17 protein-coding genes are annotated in these 22,059 nt (G+C 56.8%); 10 read left to right on the forward strand and 7 right to left on the reverse strand.

Annotated elements, in window-relative coordinates; genetic code table 11:
- Positions 1-22 precede the first annotated feature (22 nt).
- The 7 genes from ALO43_RS26975 (at position 23) to ALO43_RS27005 (ending at position 5,229) form a co-directional block, all read left to right on the forward strand.
- Positions 23-367, forward strand: coding sequence for a DUF4389 domain-containing protein (locus ALO43_RS26975; protein WP_024669585.1), 345 nt, complete (start codon positions 23-25; stop codon positions 365-367).
- Positions 364-819, forward strand: coding sequence for a phosphohistidine phosphatase SixA (gene sixA, locus ALO43_RS26980; RefSeq protein WP_005897036.1), 456 nt, complete (start codon positions 364-366; stop codon positions 817-819). Before ALO43_RS26975 ends, sixA begins: the two co-directional genes overlap by 4 nt.
- A gap of 66 nt (positions 820-885) precedes the next feature.
- On the forward strand, positions 886-1,329 hold the full coding sequence (locus ALO43_RS26985) for a hotdog fold thioesterase (RefSeq protein ID WP_005897041.1): 444 nt from the start codon (positions 886-888) through the stop codon (positions 1,327-1,329).
- A 131-nt stretch (positions 1,330-1,460) separates the two neighbouring features.
- Positions 1,461-2,270, forward strand: coding sequence for an alpha/beta fold hydrolase (locus ALO43_RS26990; protein WP_005897044.1), 810 nt, complete (start codon positions 1,461-1,463; stop codon positions 2,268-2,270).
- Positions 2,267-3,121 carry an alpha/beta hydrolase gene (locus ALO43_RS26995; protein WP_053931293.1) on the forward strand — a complete coding sequence of 285 codons (855 nt, stop codon included), beginning with the start codon at positions 2,267-2,269 and terminating at the stop codon, positions 3,119-3,121. Before ALO43_RS26990 ends, ALO43_RS26995 begins: the two co-directional genes overlap by 4 nt.
- A gap of 136 nt (positions 3,122-3,257) precedes the next feature.
- Complete coding sequence (locus ALO43_RS27000; protein WP_024669587.1) at positions 3,258-4,088, forward strand: DUF4892 domain-containing protein; 831 nt, start codon at positions 3,258-3,260, stop codon at positions 4,086-4,088.
- 91 nt (positions 4,089-4,179) lie between these two features.
- Positions 4,180-5,229 (forward strand): AI-2E family transporter, encoded by a 1,050-nt coding sequence (locus tag ALO43_RS27005; RefSeq protein WP_054998421.1) that lies wholly within the window; start codon positions 4,180-4,182, stop codon positions 5,227-5,229.
- 151 nt (positions 5,230-5,380) lie between these two features.
- Here ALO43_RS27005 and ALO43_RS27010 read toward each other — a convergent pair whose 3' ends face one another.
- Entirely contained in the window at positions 5,381-6,406 is a 1,026-nt protein-coding gene (locus ALO43_RS27010; protein WP_005897055.1) for a sensor histidine kinase, read from the reverse strand.
- Positions 6,403-7,152 carry a response regulator gene (locus ALO43_RS27015; protein ID WP_024669589.1) on the reverse strand — a complete coding sequence of 250 codons (750 nt, stop codon included), beginning with the start codon at positions 7,150-7,152 and terminating at the stop codon, positions 6,403-6,405. The genes ALO43_RS27010 and ALO43_RS27015 overlap by 4 nt, the downstream gene beginning before the upstream one ends.
- 273 nt (positions 7,153-7,425) lie before the next feature.
- Here ALO43_RS27015 and ALO43_RS27020 point away from each other — a divergent pair, with 273 nt between their 5' ends.
- From ALO43_RS27020 to ALO43_RS27030, 3 genes are all read left to right on the forward strand, one after another.
- Entirely contained in the window at positions 7,426-9,528 is a 2,103-nt protein-coding gene (locus tag ALO43_RS27020) for a hypothetical protein (RefSeq protein WP_235662548.1), read from the forward strand.
- Between the two features lie 329 nt (positions 9,529-9,857).
- Positions 9,858-12,182, forward strand: coding sequence for an autotransporter outer membrane beta-barrel domain-containing protein (locus tag ALO43_RS27025; RefSeq protein WP_024691015.1), 2,325 nt, complete (start codon positions 9,858-9,860; stop codon positions 12,180-12,182).
- A gap of 136 nt (positions 12,183-12,318) precedes the next feature.
- Positions 12,319-13,848 (forward strand): hypothetical protein, encoded by a 1,530-nt coding sequence (locus ALO43_RS27030; RefSeq protein ID WP_050587147.1) that lies wholly within the window; start codon positions 12,319-12,321, stop codon positions 13,846-13,848.
- A 40-nt stretch (positions 13,849-13,888) separates the two neighbouring features.
- On the opposite strand, the gene ALO43_RS29735 is transcribed toward ALO43_RS27030, so the two are convergent.
- The 5 genes from ALO43_RS29735 to ALO43_RS27055 form a co-directional block, all read right to left on the reverse strand.
- Complete coding sequence (locus ALO43_RS29735; RefSeq protein ID WP_162235630.1) at positions 13,889-14,968, reverse strand: fimbrial protein; 1,080 nt, start codon at positions 14,966-14,968, stop codon at positions 13,889-13,891.
- A 55-nt stretch (positions 14,969-15,023) separates the two neighbouring features.
- Complete coding sequence (locus tag ALO43_RS27040) at positions 15,024-17,543, reverse strand: fimbria/pilus outer membrane usher protein (RefSeq protein WP_054998423.1); 2,520 nt, start codon at positions 17,541-17,543, stop codon at positions 15,024-15,026.
- A gap of 29 nt (positions 17,544-17,572) precedes the next feature.
- Positions 17,573-18,328, reverse strand: a complete 756-nt coding sequence (locus tag ALO43_RS27045) for a fimbrial biogenesis chaperone (RefSeq protein WP_024691011.1) — start codon at positions 18,326-18,328, stop codon at positions 17,573-17,575.
- A gap of 67 nt (positions 18,329-18,395) precedes the next feature.
- The gene (locus ALO43_RS27050) at positions 18,396-18,941 is read right to left on the reverse strand and encodes a fimbrial protein (RefSeq protein WP_005897077.1); all 546 of its coding nucleotides are present in this window, start codon (positions 18,939-18,941) and stop codon (positions 18,396-18,398) included.
- A gap of 321 nt (positions 18,942-19,262) precedes the next feature.
- A partial coding sequence (locus tag ALO43_RS27055; protein WP_327393884.1) for an RHS repeat-associated core domain-containing protein occupies positions 19,263-22,059 on the reverse strand: 2,797 nt, incomplete at its 5' end.

Raw genomic sequence — 22,059 nt, forward strand, 5'->3', positions numbered from 1 at the left:
CAGTTTGCTCAGGGAGAAGGTTTTGAACGAGTCGAAGATCCAGCATAACGAGTCGATTCTGCTACGCGTTCTATGGATGCTGCTGTTCCTGGGCGTATGGCACGTGGCTCAGATCGTTCTGGCGGTCGTGGTACTGGTGCAGTTGGGGTATCGCCTGATCTATGGCGCGCCGAGCGGCAGCCTGATGAATTTCGGTGACAGCCTCAGCCAGTATCTGGCGCAGATCGGTCGTTTCGGGAGCTTTCACAGTGACCAGAAGCCTTGGCCGTTCGCTGACTGGCCTGCGCCTCGGGATCCGGATGGCGAGGCCGCACATCACGTTGCGCCAGCAACGCACCCGGTGCGTGATGAGGAGCCCAAGTCATGAAGGTCTGGGTATTGCGCCATGGCGAAGCACAGTCGCGCGCGCGCAGTGACGCAGAGCGTGAGTTGACGGCCCATGGTCGTGAGGAAGTGCAGAAAAGCGCCATGCACCTGACGGGTAAGCCAGTGCAGCGGATTCTTGCCAGCCCTTATGTTCGCGCTCAGCAAACCGCCGAACTGGTGCGTCAGTCTCTGGGTTTCGACGCGCCGGTCGTGACAGTGCCCTGGCTGACGCCTGACGGCAGCCCGCGTCAGGTACTGGCACAGCTCGAGACACTCGGCGTTGACGAAGTGCTGCTGGTCAGTCATCAGCCTCTGGTGGGTGAGCTGATCGGCGTGCTGGCACATGGTAGCGCGCAGCAGGCCGAGCCCATGAGTACTGCCAGCCTGGCCGAGCTGGAAGGCGAGTTCGTGGCCGCCGGCACCATGACACTCAACAGCGTTCGGCACGTCTGAACGGGCTGTCCGAACATCGACCTCGCTCTTGTGAAGCAAGTGCAACCTTTTATAAAAGGATTTGAAATGAGCATGTGGCGTCAGGCTCCCGACATCGAAACCCTTATGGCGGCCCAGAAAAACACCATCGGCGAAGTGCTCGACATTCGTTTCGAGTCGTTCACCGAAGACTCCATGACGGCGAGCATGGTGGTTGATCAACGAACTCACCAGCCGTTCGGTCTGCTGCATGGCGGTGCCTCGGTCGTGCTGGCTGAATCGCTGGGCTCGATGGCCAGTTACCTGATGGTCGACCCGAAGACGCATTTCTGCGTCGGGCTCGAGGTCAACGCCAACCATTTGCGTGGGGTGCGCACCGGACGCGTGACCGGGGTCGTACGCCCTGTACACATCGGTCGTACCACTCATGTCTGGGATATTCGCATCAGCACTGACGAAGGCAAGCTGAGCTGCATTTCACGCTTGACAGTTGCAGTGGTGCCGCATGGCCAGGAGCCACCTGCACACTGACCGCGCTCTTCCTGTCATCCTTCGGGCACCGAGGATGGCCGGAGTGTCACCTGCGATGGCGGTTCCGGTCATTGCCGTTCTGCAAAGAGGCTGCGCACAATCTTGACTCGCCCGCTCATGGAAGTATCGGCATGTCGCAACCGGTGTTCTTCGCTCACGCCAATGGCTTTCCTTCGGCGACCTACAGCAAGCTTTTTTCGGCACTTGCCCCGGAATACCAGGTGGCGCGGCTTGAACAACACGCGCATGACCCGCGCTTTCCAGTGGACGACAACTGGCTGAGTCTGGTCGATGAACTGATTCATCATTTGCGCGAGCAGTCGGGCCCGGTATGGGGTGTCGGGCACTCTCTGGGCGGTGTGCTGCATCTGCATGCCGCGTTACGTTGCCCGGAACTCTATCGGGGGGTGGTGATGCTGGACTCGCCAGTGCTGGGGCTGGCCGATCAGTTGTTCATTCGTGCGGCCAAGCGCCTGGGTTTCATTGACCGTATCACCCCTGCAGGTCGCACATTGGGGCGTCGCGAAGCGTTTGTCGACATGGATGCCGCCCGTACCTATTTTTCCAGCAAGAGCCTGTTTCGCCGCTTCGACCCCGACTGCCTCGCTGCTTACCTGCAGCACGGCTTACAGCATGACGGCGAACAACTTCGGCTGCGCTTCGATCCGGCGACAGAGATCAGCATTTATCGTAGCATTCCGCATACCAGCCCGTTGCCTTCGCGTCAGCTCAAGGTGCCGCTGGCGATGGTGCGCGGCAAGCACAGCCGGGTGATCATGCCGCATCATGGCTACCTGGCCCGCCGCATGCGCGAAGGGGAATACTTGACGATGCCCGGAGGGCACATGTTTCCATTGGAGCGCCCCGATGAGACGGCGCAATTACTCAAGTCTTTGTTCGTCCGCTGGGACGCACGACATGTGCAGCGGGCTGGCGCATGAGGCAGGCTGTCGAGGAAGTGCGCTTGAGCCTGGGCCATATCGAACTGGCTGCTTATTTGTCTGGTCCTGAAGACGGCCAGCCTGTCATCGCGCTGCATGGCTGGCTCGACAACGCTAACAGTTTTGCCCGGCTGGCCCCGCGCCTTGAAGGGTTGCGGATCGTGGCGCTGGACCTGGCCGGGCATGGCTACTCCGACCATCGCCCGGCAGGTGCTGCCTACGCTCTGGCCGACTACGTGTTTGACGTGTTGCAGGTCGCCGAGCACATGGGCTGGCAACGCTTTGCCCTGCTGGGGCATTCGCTGGGGGCGATTATTTCGGTGTTGCTCGCAAGCTCGTTGCCCGAGCGGGTTACGCGTCTTGCACTGATTGACGGGCTTGTGCCGCTGACCGGTGAACCCCAGTCCGCCGCCGAGCGCATGGGCGCAGCCCTGCAGGCGCAACTGGCGCTGTCGAGCAAGAAAAAACCGGTCTATCAGGATCAGGAACGAGCCGTTCAGGCGCGCATGAAAGGCGCGCTGGCGGTCAGTCGCGAGGCGGCAGAGCTGCTTGCTCTGCGTGGTTTGATGCCAGTGCCGGGCGGTTACACGTGGCGCAGCGACAGCCGCCTGACCTTGCCCTCCGCGATACGTTTTACAGAGCAACAGGCAATGGCGTTCGTTCATGGCATTCGCTGTCCGACACAATTGGTGATTGCGTCGGACGGCATGCTGGCGAAAAAACATGAGCTGCTGTCTGGTCTGCCTTTCGACGTTGCACGGCTGAGTGGAGGGCATCATTTGCACCTGGACGACGAGGATGGTGCGCGCTCTGTTGCACACTGTATCAATCGCTTTTTCGCTGCTTCTTGACTTGAGGCCGGCAACTGCCGACGCTGGGCGGGTTGAAACAGGAGTCAACCGTGATGGATCAAGCCGCCCGCCATGATCGCCTTGCAGGCGATTACCCTCATTCTTTCTTTACGCCTGCCAGCCGATGAGAACACTCATGCTTTTAACCCGTGTTCCAGCTGTCGCATTGTGCGCAGTCATTTTCAGCGGCCTGTTCAGCAGTGCAGTCAGTGCCGCCGATATGGAGGGCAGCCGTGATCTGGACGTTGTGCCGCGTATGGCCGATGCCGAGATCGTCGACTATCGTCCCGCCGCCGAGCTGGAACGTGTCTACCCGATGGGCTCGATCCGCAAGATCAGTGGCCAGTTGCGTTTCGACGGCCAGGTAAGCGCGCGGGGCAACCTGACTTCGGTTACCTATCAGTTGCCTGCCGAACATACTTCCGATGATGCCTTTACCGCCGCGCGCGAGGCTTTGCAGCAGCAGGGCGCTGAACTGCTGTTCTGGTGCCAGGCACGCGACTGCGGAGAAAGCAGCCTGTGGGCCAACGAAGTGTTTGGCAACGCCAAACTGTACGGCGCGGACGACCGGCAGGCGTACCTGCTGTTGCGCATGGCAGAGCCCCGCAGTGACACCCTGGTGGCGCTCTACAGCATTACCCGCGGTAATCGTCGAGCCTATCTGCACGTCGAGCAGTTTGAAGCCGCTGCACCGCTGGGCGAGTTGCTGCCGACCTCGGCGACGCTGCTGCGTCAATTGAAAAGCACCGGCAAGCTGGAACTGCCCCGGCTTGCAGGAGAGCCACAGGACGTCTGGATCACCCTGATTTCTCGCGGTCTCAACCTTGACAGTTCATTGCGCCTGATTGTATCCGGGGCCAGCGCAAGTGCCTGGCGTGACGCGCTGATCGGCAAAGGCGTTCGCGCTGCCCGGCTGGAGACCGGGGCTCTCGATGGCAAAGGGCTGAAAATCGAAGTCATCCGCTAACTGTTGATTTGCGACGTAGGCGAACAACGGCTGACGCCAGCCCTGTTCGCCTTTATGCTCGCTACCTATGATCCCTGCTGATGGATGCCGCATGTTCAACAATGATCGCTTGCTGGTGCAGATTCTGCTGCTGGCGCTATTCGGTGCTTGCCTCTGGGTAATGGCGCCGTTCTGGTCGGCGCTGGTCTGGGGTGCAGTGCTGGCGTTTGCCAGCTGGCCGCTGATGCGTTTGCTGACGCGCTGGTTCAAAGGGCGTGAGTCGCTGGCTGCGCTGGTGATGAGCCTGTGCTGGATGCTGCTGGTCGCGGCGCCACTGGTATGGCTGGGCTTCAATCTCGCCGACCATGTGCGTGACGCCACGGGGTTGATCAAGAACATTCAGGTCGACGGGTTGCCCGATCCACCGCAATGGCTGGCCGGGATTCCGCTGGTAGGCGAGCGGCTGGTCGGCATCTGGACCACTATCGATCAGCAGGGCGCAGCGTTCATGACCACGGTCAAGCCGTACCTGGGTGAGGTCGGCAACTGGTTGCTGGCGCGCAGCGCGCAGATTGGTGGCGGCATTCTGGAACTGACGCTGAGTATCGTTTTCGCCTTTTTCTTCTATCGCGACGGTCCGCGTCTGGCGGCGTTCGTGCTGAGCCTGCTGGAACGCTTGATCGGTGACAGAGCGCAGTATTACCTGGACCTGGTGGCAGGCACGGTGCAGCGGGTCGTCAACGGTGTGATTGGCACAGCTGCGGCACAGGCGCTGCTGGCGCTGATCGGCTTTCTGATCGCTGGCATTCCCGGCGCACTGGTGCTGGGTATTCTGACCTTCCTGTTCAGCCTTATCCCTATGGGGCCGCCGTTGGTCTGGCTGCCTGCGACCGCCTGGCTGGTCTGGCAGGGCGAGTACGGCATGGCGGTCTTTCTCGGCATCTGGGGCATGTTCATCATCAGCGGCGTAGACAACGTGCTCAAGCCGTACCTGATCAGCCGCGGAGGCAACCTGCCACTGGTGATTGTATTACTTGGCGTGTTTGGCGGCTTGCTGGCATTCGGCTTCATCGGCTTGTTTATCGGTCCTACGCTGCTGGCGGTAGCCTATAGCCTGTTGACGGACTGGGTCGGCAGCGAGCGGGCACGCAACCCGCGCTAACCCCTCGGCGTTCATAAAAGTCTTGCAGAGCCCGGATGACAGGGCTTTCAGGGTTCTGCCTGCAGGGCGTGGCAGCGAACCAGGCGACGCTTTGCTTGTTTGCGAATACGTCAGTTGTCGAGGTGATGCAGGGTTCGTATGGCACAGTGGGTCAACGGCGCGGCAGGTCCAGCACCGCCGTCAGGCCACCGCCCGGGGTCTGCGCCAATGATAATTGCCCACCGATGCGTCGCGCAGCCTCACGCGCGATGCTCATGCCCATGCCGATACCGCCTGAATTACGATTGCGCGAACTTTCCAGGCGATAGAACGGTTCAAACACCGTCTCGTGAAACTCGGGCGCAATGCCCGGTCCATGATCAACCACCGACACACGCACGCGATCTGCGCTGTCTTCAATCACGATGTTCGCGCTGCCGGCGTAGCGCAGCGCATTGTCGACCAGATTCTGCAGGCACGAACGCAGTGCCATCGGTTGCGTCCTGAGCGGTTTGCACTGCCCCGAGTACTGCACGTCGTCGCCGTTGTCCTGAGCGTTTTCGGCCTGGGATTCAATCAACGCCTGCAGGTCAAACTGCTGCAAGCCTTCGGTGCGCCGATGTTCATTGAGGTAGGCGAGCGTGGCATCGAGCATGTTGATCATGTCGTTCAGGTCTTGGGTCATCTGCCCGTGGAGCCTGGGCTCCTCGATCTGCTCGACGCGCAGTTTTAGTCGCGACAGCGGGGTGCGCAGGTCATGGGAAACCGCCGCCAGCATGCGTCCGCGCTGCTGCATCTGTTCGCGGATGTTGCGCTGCATCAAGTTGAACGTCTGCGCGGCCTGGCGGGCTTCTCTGGGGCCGCTGATCTCCAGAGGCGAGCTGTCGAGATCTTCACTCAGGCGCTCGGCGGCCTCGCTCAGGCGCTGGACCGGGCGGGCCAGCGCCTTGGCGCCGTACCAGGCAGCAACAATAAGGGTGACGAACTGAGAGAACAGCAGCACCAGCGGACCACCTGGTGGCGGCCGGTGACGCTGCCCTCGATCATCCTGTGTGTGTTGCGCGTCGGGGTGTTCGTTGGGCGCAGGACGCATGCCGTATTGCGTGAACCAGATGAAGGCCAGCAGGTGCGCGAGCAGAATGGCCAGCAGTGCGCCGCCAAACAGCCGTGCAAACAGTGTGTCGAAGCGGCGAATCAACCCAGCTCCCTGGCATCGAACAGATAGCCTTCACCGCGTACGGTCTTGATCAACTGCGGATTCTTCGGGTCGTCGCCGAGTTTCTGGCGCAGGCGCGATACCAGCAAATCGATACTGCGGTCGAATGCCTCTATCGAACGGCCTCGGGCTGCATCGAGCAATTGCTCGCGGCTCAGCACCCGGTGCGGTCGTTCGAGAAACACGCGCAACAGGCGAAATTCGGCGTTGGACAGCGGCACGACCAGCCCGTCGGCTGCTGTCAGCTGTCGCAGAACACTGTTCAGGCGCCAGGCGTCAAAGCGAATGGTAGTGCGCTGATCGCTGCGTTCATCGCGCACCCGGCGCAGGATGGTCTGAATACGCGCGACCAGCTCGCGTGGCTCGAACGGCTTGGCCATGTAATCGTCGGCACCCAGCTCCAGGCCAATAATCCGGTCAGTTGGTTCGCAACGTGCGGTCAGCATCAGGATCGGGATGTCCGAGGTGCTACGCAACCAGCGGCACAGGGACAGGCCGTCTTCGCCGGGTAACATCAGGTCCAGCACCACCACATCGAAGGTTTCATTGCTCAGGGCTTGGCGCATCTGCGCACCATCGGTTACGCCGCGGGCATTGATATTGAAGCGCGTCAGGTAATCGCAAAGCAGTTCGCGAATGGCTACGTCGTCATCGACAATCAGCGCCCGCACGCTCCAGCGTTGATCGGTCAATGTGGCATCGAGGGTGTTGTCGGGAAGTGCTTGCATGGTGCGTCTGTCGCCTGCTTGTGTCGCCATCGTGTGGCTGCCGTTGAAGATCAACGCCGCCCCTCATGCTACTTCGCCGTGAGGCTCGGCGGTAGGTTGACGGTAGCCGATGTCTGACGGATGTCATGAATGTATCGAGACTGATACAGATGAAAGGCCATTGCACCCGCAATGATCCGTACGCCATAAAAAGATGCTTGTCCAGCTAGTACTTCTACTAGTAACACGACACGTCAATAAGGCTCTAGGGTACTTACAGGACGCAACACCTTGATGCCTGTTATTGCTCAGGTTCTGTATCGCTGCGAATACCCGACAGCACTCTATCGTTATGGAGAACGAGACATGTATTCACCCAAGGAAAAAGAAATAGCTGCAATTCAGTCCCGGAAAGAGTGGCTTGCCAGGCGCCAGGCACGTCTCCAGGCAGATGAACCGACGATGCCGGTTCTGGAGGTTGGGAATATTGGGGATGTTTTGGCTCCGATCCCGGGTGACGATAGATACCTGTGGCCGGTGAGTCAGTGGGATAAAGAGCTCATTGTAAAGGTTCCCGACTCCGCACCTGTAACGATGAGGTTTGGCGAAACAATTACCTTCTTTCTTGACGAGCTGGAGTTGGCGACGAACTTACTTAATGAGTCCGCTGACCTGAGTTATGCCATAGCACCGGGTCTTATCAACGATGGGAAACTGTACGTGCTGCGGTATGAATACATGAATTGGTTTGGTAATACCGTGTCCTCCATCCCGTTTTTGCTGGAGGTGGATTATATGGCGCCTAATAGAAATCAGCCAGGCGCAGCGGCTGTGCTTCCAGATGAAGTGATCAGGGATGGTTTGACGCTGGCGTATCTGAACGCGAATGATTTTTTGGGCGTTACTGTGCCGCACTCCAGCGACATGCTGGCGGGCGACACCATCGCTATTTCTTGGGTGCAGGTCGTTGCCACGTCTTTTCAACAAGACTACACGCCGATAATGAGCAGGCCTGTCACCGTGATAGAGGCTTCAAAAAAAGATGACCCGCTCGTCGAGATTGACTCCGGGCTTATAAAAGATCTGGTGCAGGGCAAAATCGGAATTTATTATCGCTATATTGATCGGACCGGTAATCTGGGTCAGTTTTCAGCGGTAGCAGAATTACAGTATGACTTGACTCCTGAGCCAGACGGGCTTCAGGCTCCGAAGGTTTTCCTGGCCATGGATGGTGAAATCGACAGGGCCGACGCTCAGATGGGTGTAGAGCTGGAGATTCCTGAGCCCAGCTATCTAAATCCCCAGGATTCTGACCAGATACAAGTGATCTGGGAAAGCATGCCTCTCGCGCCCTTCCCGTTGAGCGCTTTTCCTATGGTTTTCCCGATAAGCTGGCAGGTGCTTTCGGCAAAAGGTGCGCTGGACAGACGTGATTTCAAGGTAGCCTATAACGTTCTGCGTGGCACTTCATCGACACCGTCGCCTGATCTTGACGTCAGGGTTGACTTTACTGTGGCGGGCCCTGCACCTGATCCGTCAACCCCAGGCCCGATCAATACCAACTTTCCCGTTATAACGGTGAAAAGTCGCGAATTTCCGCCGGTAGACAATGTGTTGGGTCCTGCCGATAAAGGCCAGTCTGCTTGGGCGGAATTGCCTAACAATCCATTTGATCAAGGGGTTCTTCTACGACTGTACTGGGGTAATTTGAGACCCCATTCCGTCGAGAAAGAGATAATAAATGAGGGGGTTGGCGACATTATCCGGTTTGAAATTCCCTGGACTGTCATAGAAGCCGGTGGCTATAGCGACAAACTGCATATTTATTACAGCACCTGGAACGGTGTGAACGAGCAGGAGTCAGGTCATATCGAAGTGGCTGTTAAAGCTGTCGAGCTGGCCGGGCTACCGGAGGTTGGGTTTCCTGACCGATACAAGACCGATCCTCCCACTCCCGTTCCGATCATCAATTGCTGTTCATTGCCGTGGCTGGGGATCAAGATCAACATTCCCTTTGATACAGTTAATATGGACGTCGATGATGAAATCACGATCAAATGGCAGGCATACGCGTCTACGGATACATCCTCTCCCATAGACGGTACTGATTTTGAATTCCCTCCTATCACTTTGTCGCTGGTTCATCGGGTGGAGGGAATTTCGCTTACTATTCCCTACGCGGAGCTTGTCGAACCGATTGTTCCGATTGCGGGCACTCCCGGTGTTGGTAGTGGGCTAGTCACCTACACCTTAACGAAAAAAAGCGGGCAGCTGGGTACACGCCATACACAGGTTTATATTTCTCGAAAGGCGGGTTTGAGTGTATGTTCGGAAGCGTTTCCTGGCAAATGCGATGCGGTTGCCAATGCTGATTCTTCGGAAGAACTTGATGGCTAGGCCTTCAAACGCGAGAGTGGCGCCAGTGCAAGTCTTTCAGGTGTGGAGGGCACTTCCCAATGAGGTCCGTCATTACGATTCAGGTGGGCGACAGCTGGCTTTATAGATAACCACTCGCCAATAAAACTTGATGTGTTGGGATTGGCAAGTATGCAGTTTGGTCGCTCTGTTAAGGCTGTAGGAATGGTCCTACAGCCTTGTCAGAAAGGGACTGCATTATATGTGGGAGTATCCTTGTAGGATTCGCGGCATGTTTGTAGGTCCTCCGTCAATATATGTATAGGTCGGCGATTTTACCTACGCGATTTTCATATCGAAGGAAGTACTTAATGCCGACTCGCAACCTGTATGTCCTATCAAATTTTCTGCCCGTCACAATTCACACTGTATCGCTTGTTTCCCTGCTATTAATCAGCAATGCCCTTGTTGCTGCGCCTGTTCCAGTTATCAATGAAATGATAGACATCGACCCATCCAGTCCTGCCAACGACTACGCCTTGTCCAATGGCGCAACCCTGAATGTGAATGGCGGAAGCCAGCACGGCAGAATAACCGCGACAGGCTCCACGCTGAACATTTCAGCCGGGTCTACGATTGCGTCTGCCGCCGTTCGCAATGGCTCCGGGATGACCGTGAATGGAGCAGCAATCATTAATGGCCTGCAGGTTAATAACAGCACTGCGACAATCTCCGGCAGCACTATTGCCAATACCGTCGGCAATGGCCTGCTTGTAAATCGCCAGCAGAACCTGACAACTGGTTCGAGCGTAAGCCTGACCGACAGCTCCAGCAGTGGCGCACTGGCCGGTGCATTGGTTACGCATTTCAGTCAGCTTGGGCTTACGGGATCGCAATTGGAGGGCACCGGCGTAAACGGCGTAGGTTTGCGCCTTAATGCCGGTGCAGCGCAGGCCAGTGCCAGCAGCATCGTTGGCACTGTGAATGGTGTTGCCATCAGCTCCGAGGACGTCTACACAGCAGCTTCACTGAAGCTGGACAGCACGCAGGTGGTCGGACAGACGGGGGCCGCTGTCCGGATTGCCCCAGTGTTTTCAAGGTTGCCGGGCTCCGTTGTGGCCATTGATGTCAGCAACGGTTCCAGCCTTACGGGTGGCAACGGCAACATGCTGGAAGTTACCGGCGCCTCTACTGCCGTAATGTATGTGTCGACAAGCAGTCTGAATGGCAACGTGCAGGTCGAATCGGGGAGCACCGTCACGCTAAATCTCGACAACAGCAGCATGGCGGGGGATGTACTTGCCGAGTCGGGTGCGCTCGCCGATGTGCTGCTCGACAACAACTCCGTACTGACCGGGCGCCTGGAAAACACCCGCAGCGTTGCCATCAACAAGGGTGCCCAATGGGCCATGATCGGCAGCAGCGCACTGGCCGATCTGACCATGAATAGCGGTTCGGTCCGCTTTGGCGATGCCGCCGGTTTCTACACACTGTCGGTAACCAATCTTTCCGGCAACGGTACATTCATCATGGATGTGGATTTTGGCGCGGGGCGCGCAGACTTTCTCGACATCACCGGCAGTGCAACCGGTAGTCACTCGCTGCTGATTGGCAGCACCGGCACTGATCCGTCTGCCGACACCAGCCTGCATGTGGTGCGCGCTGCTGCCGGTGATGCAGACTTTTCTCTGGTGGGCGGGGCAGTGGATCTGGGTGCCTGGTCGTACGACCTGGTCAAGCAGGGTGCCAATGACTGGTATCTCGACGCGCAGACCCGCAAGGTCAGCCCTGCTGCGGCAACGGTCGTCGCGCTGTTCAACACGGCACCGACTGTATGGTATGGCGAGCTGACGTCGCTGCGTACGCGCATGGGCGAGTTGCGTCATAGCGGTGGAGAGGCGGGTGTCTGGATGCGTACCTATGGCAACAGACTGAATGTCTCCGATGCATCGGGTTTCGGTTATCAGCAAACTCAGCAGGGCTTTTCGCTGGGGGCTGATGGCAGGCTGCCGCTGGGTGATGGAGAATGGCTGGCGGGTGTCATTGCAGGGCAGAGCACTTCCGACCTGAGTCTGGACCGTGGCGCCAGTGGTGAAGTAGACAGTTACTATGTCGGTGCCTACAGCACGTGGCTCGACAGCGACACGGGCTACTACTTTGACGGCGTGCTCAAGTTCAACCGTTTCAATAACAAGGCCCGCGTCAATCTGAGCGATGGCACCCGTACAAAAGGCGATTACAGCAACTCGGGTGTCGGCGCGTCGCTGGAGTTCGGACGCCATATCAAGCTGGACAAGGGTTACTTTGTCGAGCCCTACAGCCAGTTGGCCGGCGTGGTCGTTGCAGGCAAGGATTATGAACTGGACAACGGCATGCGTGCCGAAAACGACCTGACGCGTTCGCTGGTGGGCAAGCTCGGTGCGACGATCGGGCGCAACTTCGATCTTGGCCAAAGCAGGACGGTACAGCCTTATGTGCGTGCAGCCTGGGCTCACGAGTTCGCCAAAAACAACGAAGTGCACGTCAACGACAACGTCTTCAACAACAATTTATCGGGTTCGCGTGGCGAGTTGGGTTTGGGTGTAGCTGCATCGCTGTCGGAACGTTTGCAGGTGCATGCCGACTTCGAGCACAGCAATGGCGATAAAATCGAGCAACCGTGGGGCGCGAGCATAGGTATTCGCTACAACTGGTAAACAAAAAGGAAGGGCGAAAGGAAGGTCATAATGACCTTCCTTTTTTATAGACATCAGTTTATCGGCAGGACTGTCAACTAGCAGTTTTGCGAGTCGCGGCAATGGCACGTACGTGTTGAAGTACGCAGGTGTGAATATGGATGTTCACGAAGCGGAAGCAGATTTCAAGGATCTGGACATGATAACGACTCGACTGCATGAACGTCTTCGCCACTGGCTGAGGAGCGTATTCAAAACGCTCTTCAGGCAGAATCTCAAATATCCACCGCCTGTCATTGCCTTTCTTCTTCCCGACGATGCTAAATGGGACGAAAAAGGGTTGTTACCTTTGGAATATGCATATAAGCCACTGCCGGTACAGATTCCCGCGTGGGATTACCAAAATATGGCTCCTTATAATGTCGTTCTTCGGGTTTACTGGGACGACATTACATTGGTCTATGAGAAAACCTGGCCAGGGGCAACTTACCCGACACTTCCCGTTGACGACCTTTTGTTCGATTTTCCTGCATCTCATCTCACTGCTGGAACCCATTCACTATATTATGAGGTGACGGAGTATTTCGGCAATTTCGCCTCTTCGGAATACCAGACTGTCAACATCGATCTGACTGAACCGATACTGGGCGACGATCGGGGTCAACTGCAATTCGATACCTCGCAGATTACCGCTGAATATCTTGAAAACAACGGCGATGAGGCAGACGGGTTGATCGAGTCTTATCTAGGCGGCAAGCCGGGAGATGTCGTTACCTGGTACTGGACCGAGGGTCAGTTCGATGTCGGCGAACACAATATTGTCTCGAGGCGCACGCTCTACCGAGAGGATCTCGATCGCTCTGTTGTCCTGAGTTTTCCTGGCAGTGTAATCCGGGCGCGTGGAGATGGTGAGCGCTATGCTTTTTATCAAATCACCGACCGTGCAGGCAACTCGTCTGCTTTCTCCCTTGTAGTATTGCTTCAAGTGCAGGTTCAGCCGCTCCCGCGCTATCTGCCCAGCCCCAGCGTTGCAGAGGCGTCGGGCTTGCCTTCCAGCAGTACGCTGGACCCTTCACGGGCCGTGCGAGGCGCAACTGTGGTCATATCCGATGCGATTATCAGGCCAGAAGACGTGTTGTCCGTGCAGTGGGCGACTCCCGGTACCGAGGGGGCGTTTCACGCCACAGTTGCCGATGCGAGCGGTCTGCGGTTCAGCATTCCGTCGACCTGCATCGTTCAGCATATGGGCAAGTGTATTCCGGTTTATTATCAGGTCGCCGGCAGTGATCCTGCCACATCGGAGCTGCATAGTCTGACTGTCCAGTCTATGGCTAACAACAAGTGGCCGACTGTTCAGTGCACGCGGCCTGTGGGTGTCGTCCGGCAACTCAGTCTGACCCTCATCGAAGGCTATGCAACGTTTTCGTTGGAAAAATGGGCGTTCATGGCACCCGGCCAGCGTGTAACTATCACATTGCTGGGCGTCGGTAACACGCAGGTGATCCTTGACGACTATCCGGTTCAGGCGGGCGACATAACTGACTCGAAAGTGATAGTGGATGTGCTGAAAAATGTCTTTCAGGCCTTTACGATCGATCAGGCGCTTGACGTGAGGGTGAGCGTCAGCTTTGCCAGTGGTGCAGCGCCAGCTAACTTCCCGTCGCTGAGTTTGACACTTGTTAGCTGAACCGGCTCTTGACGATCCGGTATTCAGATAACTGCTGGTTTTATTGGAAGCTGATGGTAAAACTCAGCGCGCCTTTTGCTTCACCTACCTGAATAGCGACGGTGTCGTCAATCTGGAAATAGCGGGCACTGAAGTCCAGCATGGTCGTGCCCGAAGCTACCGGCGCAATCGGTACATCTGCGCCTAGCGCAACCGGTGTAAGTCCATCGCTGCGCATGATCTGAATGCCTACGCCGCCAGCCGTCGAATCGCTGGTCAGCGTAAAGCCGCCTGGAGTGCCGGGCACGGGCATTGAGCCACTGACGCCATCGAGGCGGATGTTCGCCCATGCGATGTTGACGTCTCCCGGATCCGCTTCACACGCTCCCAGTCGAATGTTGAATGCTACGGGCGGCGTCCCTTTGGTCGGCCCCTTGAAGTCCGAAACACGCCAGTCGCCGAGCTTCACCGGGTCATCACTGACCGCCGACGCACCGCATTGGGCCTGCATCACCGTTCCGGACAGGCGGACTTCAAAAGCCCGGCCAGAAATTGCCGAGAGTGCGGCATAGAACATTTGATTGCCTATGACCTGCGGGCCAGGTGCAATCACCCCCGTCTTGACCAGTGTCACGCTGCCCTGCAAATTCTGCATGAACAGTGGTGCGGGCAGGTTATATTGCATCTGAGCGTTGAAGGGCACAGTGGGCAGCTTCCCCAGCGGAATGAAAGAGCCAGCGGCCACCCCGTCGAAAGGGTGCTCGAGCTTGATGATTGCGCCGATGCCCGGGATGCCGGTATCCAGCACTTTTCCCGAGACATCCTCGCCGTTTACCGGAGGTAGCGTTCCCGCAAAGGGCGGGTTGATCGCTCTGCTGTTGAAGGTCAATGTGTGCCCGTCGTTAACGCAATAAACGTTCCCGCTTTCGCTGGAACTAATGGAAAACGGTAGATCAGCCATGCCGATTACCGCCCCGGCCTTTGCGTCTTTAGGGGCATATAACGTGCCGACGTTGATGTGGTAATTGAGCGTACCAACCGCCGGCCGGATCGCACAGAAACTTTGTGCCTGAACGAGTCCCGTGTGTGCCCCGGCAATCAGGGCGAGCGCAGCCCACCCCGTGCGTAATAATGATTTCATGCATGAGAACCTGTATTGAAACGGTGCGTAAATAGGCTGCTTTCGTGTTGCGGCCCTAGCGACATACCAGTGATTGCAGGCGATAACCCTGCTTCTGCTCCATGCCCTGCGGGTCCAGGGCAATTTTGCAGCGCTGATCTTCTTGCTCGCCCCAGCGGACATTCAGCGTCTGTGGCTCATTGTCGATGGAAAGCAGGAGTTGCCCGCCCTGACTGACGACGCCCTGCAGAATGCCGTCGAGGTCAGTGACTTGTGCGCCAAACGGCAGCGGTAAACCTTCTGCGGATGAGATCCTCAGGGCTAGTCGATTGACCGTTCGGGCGGAGAAGGTGCTTTTGACGATTGCCCCGCGTCGCGGGATGACCTGAGCGGCGCCGTTGTCGATTTCCACATCCGGACCCAGGTCGTCGGTTTGCAGTGCCAGGTAATTGACCCGGTACGGACGCATATAGGGCACCAGTGCGAAACCGCGTTCATTGGTTTTGACTCCGGGCGCGTTGGTCACACCGACTCCGGAAATACCGGACACCTCGATGAGCGCTGACGTGTCACTCAGATAAGGCCCCAACTCGAAACCGCCCTCATGCAGCAATATCGCACCGCTCGCGTTCATCGAGACGCTGCGGTAGTCGTTGCCTTGAGTCACGCCAGCGCCCACGCTGGCAAAGGGCGCTTGCCAGGATGTCGAAAGGGACGCTGATTGCCTGCTGTCCTGATCATTGCTCAGGGCCGCGCTATATCCGAGGCGGCCGTGGCTGGCACTGCCGCTCAAGCGCGCTGTCTGGCTATGTTTTCCGCCGCTATCCGTGTAGCTCATGCTGGCGGAGCTGGAGTGCCCCAGATCCAGAGGGAACGAAGCGCTGATGCCGACCTGGCGGTCATTTTCGGAGCCTGAGCGCTCATCGCTCAATGACTGCGAGGCGTACAGGCTGTAGCTGACACCCTTGAGTTGCGTGTTGAAATTGAGCTGGAACTGGCGCTGCTGATAAGTAGTGTTCCAGAAGTCTTCCTGAGACAAGGACAGGCTCAGTGAGCTGGCATTCCCCAGATTCTGGAACGCAGCGGCTTCCAGACGGCTGCGTCGACTGCCACGATAGTTTGAATCACGGCTGCGCTCCCGAACCGCCTCGTCAAAGTCACGATAGCCTTCAGTCGAATAGCGATAACCGGCGAAGCGCAGACTGGTTCCGGTTTGAAATGCCTTGCCGTATTTGATGGCGTAACTCATGCCATTGACGCTGCCGTCGGGCTGGGTGTCGATATCGGTGCTGGCGTGGGTCATGTCAATCGCCAAGGCTCCAAGCGCGCCAAGATCACGGGCGATGCCGATATTGCCTGCGCGGTAGAAGTCGCTCGTCAGCACGCCGCCGTACACGGTGATTTTTTGACCCAGGCCCATTGTCAGCGTGCCTTGTAACAGTGGCGGGCCGGCCGTGCCATTGGCGGCGTTGTAGCGCCCGATAGCAGCGCTGTAGCGCCAGACGCCCTTGCGCAGCAGGTTGCTCAGCGTGGAATACGGCTGGGTAAACCGTCGAACCAGGCCGTCAGCTTCGGTCAGGACAATCTCCAGTTCGCCGCTGCCGCCGGTAATCGACAGGTCATTGATCTCATAAGGACCAGGGCTGACATAGGTCGAGTAGACCGGATACCCGTTTTGCAGAATTTCAAGTTTGGCCCGGGTCTGGGCGACGCCGCGGATGATCGGCGCGTAGCCTTGCAGCACATCCGGTAGCATGCCGAGATCGGTTGCAACGACCATGCCCTTGAGCGGCAGGCTCTTGAATACCTCGCCAGGCGTGGAGGTTTCCCCAATTGTCAGGTTGGCGCTAGTGCCTGGCAGATCGCGCTGCAGATAAGTGTAAGCGCGCGTCCATTGTCGCTTGCCATCCGGATCCTGACGCAGAGACTGGCTGCTGCGCAGTCGCCATTCGCCCAGATTGATTCCGCCGTTGAGATACATATCGTCACTGGTCTGGCTGCCGCCATATCGACTGCTGCCTTGCTGCGCTGAGACCTGATAGTTGACGAAAGCAGCGTTGATACCTGAATCCCAGCGCGCAGGGTCGACGTGACCCGCCACGTCCCGGCGCATGGCAATTTGCGGGATCGATAACGACACTGCCATCTTGCTTGTATCGAAGTCGATCAATGCACCGGGTATGCGTGACAGCAGGTCAAAACAGACATTTTGCGTATCAAGCGGCTCCAAAAGGCCGTCCAGACGCACGCCCCATTCGCCCAGCCAAAGGGACGACAGGCATGGCATCAAGCGACCATCCTCGGGGTGGGCCAGAAACTCGACCTCGTACTCGTCGACGTATTTAAGATTGACGAACAGGCTGACCAGATGGCGTCCAGGTGCCAGGCTTCGCTCATTGCTCAGGCTGGCCAGCGCCATTTCTGCGGTGGCGCTGTTCTGCATGCTGTCCTGACGCATGAAGCCGGACTGAAACTTGACGGGTTGTGCTGCCTGCGCGGCGGCTGTCTGCAACGCGGGCACGCCACTACTGACAATAAACAGGAAAGTCAGGCGCAAGCGGCTACCCGGACGCGATGGTCCGATGTGGAAAAGCATTGGGGTGTTCCTGGCAGTGTGCGGCGGGGTTATGGCTTGAGCAGGGCCGTGGCGTTTATATCCGGAGTGACGCCGCCGTAATCATTGATGGCGGCAAAGGTCACCTGTATGTCAGGTCCTGGCTTGAGGCCGTCGAGCAGATAGGACTGGCTGGAAAATGGCCCCACCATTGTCGGGCTGTTGAGTCGAAGGCTTGTGAGTGCGGCCTTCACGTCAAAGCGTGTGAAGGACACGTGGAATGGCGTAGGGTTTTCCACTCGTAACTGTGTCTTGCCATCGGTCTGGCTGATAGACCATTGCAGATCTTTCAGGCGTGCAACCGGGTTGTCCTTGAGCTCGGTGGGCCGGTAAAACAGCTTTATCCGGGTCCGCAACGCGATATTCAGGACATTGCCCGACCCCTGTGTATCCGCTTGAGGGATCTCCTGAACGTTGAAGTAGAACAGCGACTCCCGATCTCTGGGGAGATTGTTGGGCAAGCCATTGATCTTCAGCTGTTGTTCTTTCTTAGGGTCCAGCCTGAACAGGGGCGGGGAAGTCAGGAAGGGCACTGCGGTGGTGGTGTCGTCTGCCGCAGTGTTGACCCAGGTCTGCACCGCATAGTGATCCTTGCTGGGGTTGGAAATGATCAGCGACACGCTGCGTTTGTCGCTGTCGAAAATCACCCGGGTGCCGCTGACTACAAGGGCTGCATGGCTGGACGGTTGAAAGCCGAGCATTAAGAGACTGCTCAGAGCGGCAAATGATAAGGTTCGCGCGTGAACCGTCAGTCTTTCCGAAAACATATGTAATACCTGTGTCATCAAGCGTGCTCCCTGCACCTCAGGCGAGGGCAGGGAGCAGGGACGTGTGTCAGTTTATGGCGACGGAGAAACCCACGTCTGCTTCTGTTGAACCAGGGGTTACTACTGCATCTGTAGAGCGGAACATGACGGAGAACTTCATGTCGGTAGCAACGGTGGCGCTCAACGGGTAATCAACGGATGGTTTGCCGTTTTCTATCACTGTGCCAGTGTTGTCTTTCAACACCGCAACGACATTGGTTGCGGAACCGTTTTGCGATTTGAATTTGAAGTATTGGCCCGATGAATCTGCCGCCCCGGTAAACGTCACATTGGCGACGTAGTTTGTATAGCTGCAGCCTGAACCTGGAGTGAATCGCAGGGCAAAATCTTTGCCACTAACCTCTTGGTCAGGGGCGGTAAAGCGGCTGGCGGCGACAGTGCCGATGTTGATCTGGCCATTACCCGGCTGACCGGTGATCGGGTCTACTATCTGAATACTGCACGTGGCCGACGTGATATTACCGATGAAGCTTATATTGCCAGTATTGGCGAAAGCAGGAGCAGCAGCGGCCATCAGCAGGGTTAATGGCAGGGCGAGCAAAGTGCGTTTCATTTGTAATTCCTTTGTAAATGAATGTCTCGGGATGGCGCATGTCATCTGCGTTACCGAGTCGATAGACGTATTTACGGGTTTACTTATTGCTTGAGTAAACCGCAGCAGTGCCTGTAAGGATGATGTGAAACATTTGTAGGTTTGGTCCTACAGGCGGCGTGCAGGTTAGGCGGGTTGGCGGGGTGGTGGAATAGGAAGGTTCCTTGTTTTGGTAGGGGTTTTTCCTCTTCTATTGTGGGAATTTTCGTAGGTGATTTTTTAGGTGGTGAATCGTGATACACCTGCTTCATAAATTGATGCAGGTGTATGTGTCGTTGTGCACTAACGTTTGTAAGTGGATTGGCCTGGGAGTGGGTGGGAGGCGGCATAGTTCATTCCGCTCCTAATCTCTACGTGATGTTTAAATTCTTTATTGTTGGGGCTCGTTTGTGCTTGCTGTATCGATTCTGTCGTTTGTGTGGAAGCGGGTGATGTAGCGGGTGTTTTTGGTGGTTGAGGAGCAACGTTAGACACGATTTCCTGTGTTATCGATGCGTGTGGTGTTGTTTGGGTGGCTCTATTCAATGTGTTATTCGCGTCTGTTACAGGAAATAGGCTGTTCACGTGTTCACGCGTCGAGCTGTTTTTGTACAGCGGATTGTGTCTCACTACACCGTTTTTTCCCATTTTCAGGCCTTTGAAATCGTAAGGCATATTTTCAATTTCAAAAACGTTTTTATATGCAATACTTGCTTTTCTAGAAGCGACTTTCATCCCCCACTTACTCATTCCCGCAAAACCTAGTACGCCATTTGCCATACTCAGCACAACACCGTATTTAAACATTTTATCGGCCTTCTCCGGGTCGCTAGTTGCCAGGCTGACAGTGATCATACTTGCGGATGCGATCTCAGTGGCTATCCCTACACCCACGACCGCCATCATGACAGGCGAAAGCGCACCAAATGAGGCTACCGAGAAGGCAATGCCCATCGCTGCAAAACCCCAGGTAAGTGCGATGGCAAGTCCATCGGTCTCGTGCTGGTTGTAATAAAGCTGACCCACGCTATGCCCGGTCGGGTCCTGAAAGGCAATCGGATTGCCTATGCAGTAACCATAAGGGTTGAGCCCGCCCGCCCCGAACGGGCTCATCGAGTCCGGGCTGTGAAAACGCATCAGTTCAGGGTTGTAAGCGCGGTAGCCCTTGCCCAGCAGATACCAGCCGCAGGACGGATCGCGTACTTCGCCATTGAATGCCAGAAGGCTTTGCAACTCACCGTCATTACTGCTGCGTTCGCCATAAGCTTTATAAACAGCCGTGCGCAATTCTGATTGCTGGATTTCGCCGATGACACTGTTGCTCGCATTAGTCATCAATAGCAATGCTGTGCTGGCCGTGTCACCGACCTGTTGCTGGCCAAGGGGTGTATCGCCGTCGCTCAGGTAGTGAGTTCTGGCCTGACCCTGTACCGTGTTGCTCAGTCGATCTCCTTCATAAAAACGCAACGTGGCAGCGTCACTGCCTTGCGTGACTGTTGTAAGGTGATTGTGTCCGTCATAGTCATACCGGTTGACCGAAAGACCGCTGCTATTTCTGACACTCATCAGTCTGTTTTGGCTGTCATAAATCAACTGTTGGCCCTGCTCATCATTGAGCATGTTGCCGTCGTCGTCGTAGACAAAGCTGATCTTGGGAATATAGTCACGAATAGTGTGTATGCCTTCCGTGAGTGAGTAGCTGATTTGCATCAACTGACAGGCATCAACGGGCGCGTTGTATTGGTAATCCGCCCTTTCTTTGGAATTGTCGATAAAGTGGGTAATGGAGGCAACGATGTTATCCAGCGTATCGAAACGAAACAGCTGACTGATTATTTTACGCCCCTGCCTGTTGCGCGGCAGCGTCGCCCCCGAACAGCTGAACTGCATCAGCCTTCCACGATTGTCGTAGGTGAACTCTTCCAGTAACAGACTTTTGCCAGCCTCCTGAAGGTGTCGGCTGAGCAGTTGATCGTCAGCTCTCCATACCTGACGAACAGTGCGGGCAGGGCGTCCGCTCATGTTCAGGGTGCGCAGTGTTTCCCGCGAGTGTTCATCGTATTCGACAACGGTGTCCAGATAGGCCCCGGACATCATGTCGGTGGTTCGTGTGCCAGTGGTGCGGCTCAGCGAGTCGTACCTGAATGCTGCTTGCAGTTGCCCTTGTATGACGCTGCTTACTCTCCCGAAGTTGTCATGGCTGTAAACAGTTCTGATGCCGCTGGCATCCGTGCGTTGCAGTTGCCTGCCAAGTAGCGAGTTAGTGTACCGGGTGGCCCAGGTTTGCCCGCGTGCCTTCCAGATATTCTGTTGCAGATGCCCTGCGGCGTCGTATGTATAGCTGCGTTCCCCCTCTCTATTGACTGACTTCAGCATACGTGCGCTTTTTTCATCATATTCAAAGCTGACGTCGCCATCGGGTGACTGCGTGCGGATCGGCTCTTCGGTCAGGCCCAAATCATAGGTGTAATGAATGGAGGCATTGCTGGGCGTGATGCGCTCGCTGATTCTCAGGTGGCTGCTGTTGTAGCGATAATTTTCGATGCGCCCACCCGTCCGGAGCTGGATGAGGCGGCCGAGTCCGTCGAACGATTGCTCTCCGGCAATGACTGCGGCAAGGCGAGCATAGGCAGACTGAACAGTTACTCCACTGGCCAGTTCGGCGATGCTGTGCGCGGCATAACTGCGCAAAACCTTGTCATGATTAGGCAGTGTGCTCTCGACCATACGGTCGAAAGTATCGTAGCGATAGCTGCCGATATGGCCCAAGACACTGACTTCCTCAACCATACGACCCAGGCCGTCGTAGCGATAAAGCTGTTTGCCCATGCTCTGCCTGTCCAGATCAAAGCGCTCCACTGCGTCAGGCTTGCCGAGCAGGTTGAGTTTGCTCTCTACCCGACCGTAGTGCTTGTCGGGGTCGTTACGTGCTTGCTGCCAACTGCTTTGAGTCGGCATATAGTGGCCATCTCCGGTTCGCCAGCCAAACGGGTTCATCAAGCTGTATGCCACCACCCCGTCCGGCCCTGTTTCACTGACCTGCTGACCCCAGTCGTCATAGCCAAAGGTGCTGGTCAGGGTCAGCACCTTGTTGTTCTCG

It is taken from the genome of Pseudomonas tremae, assembly GCF_001401155.1.
GTDB lineage: Bacteria > Pseudomonadota > Gammaproteobacteria > Pseudomonadales > Pseudomonadaceae > Aquipseudomonas > Aquipseudomonas tremae.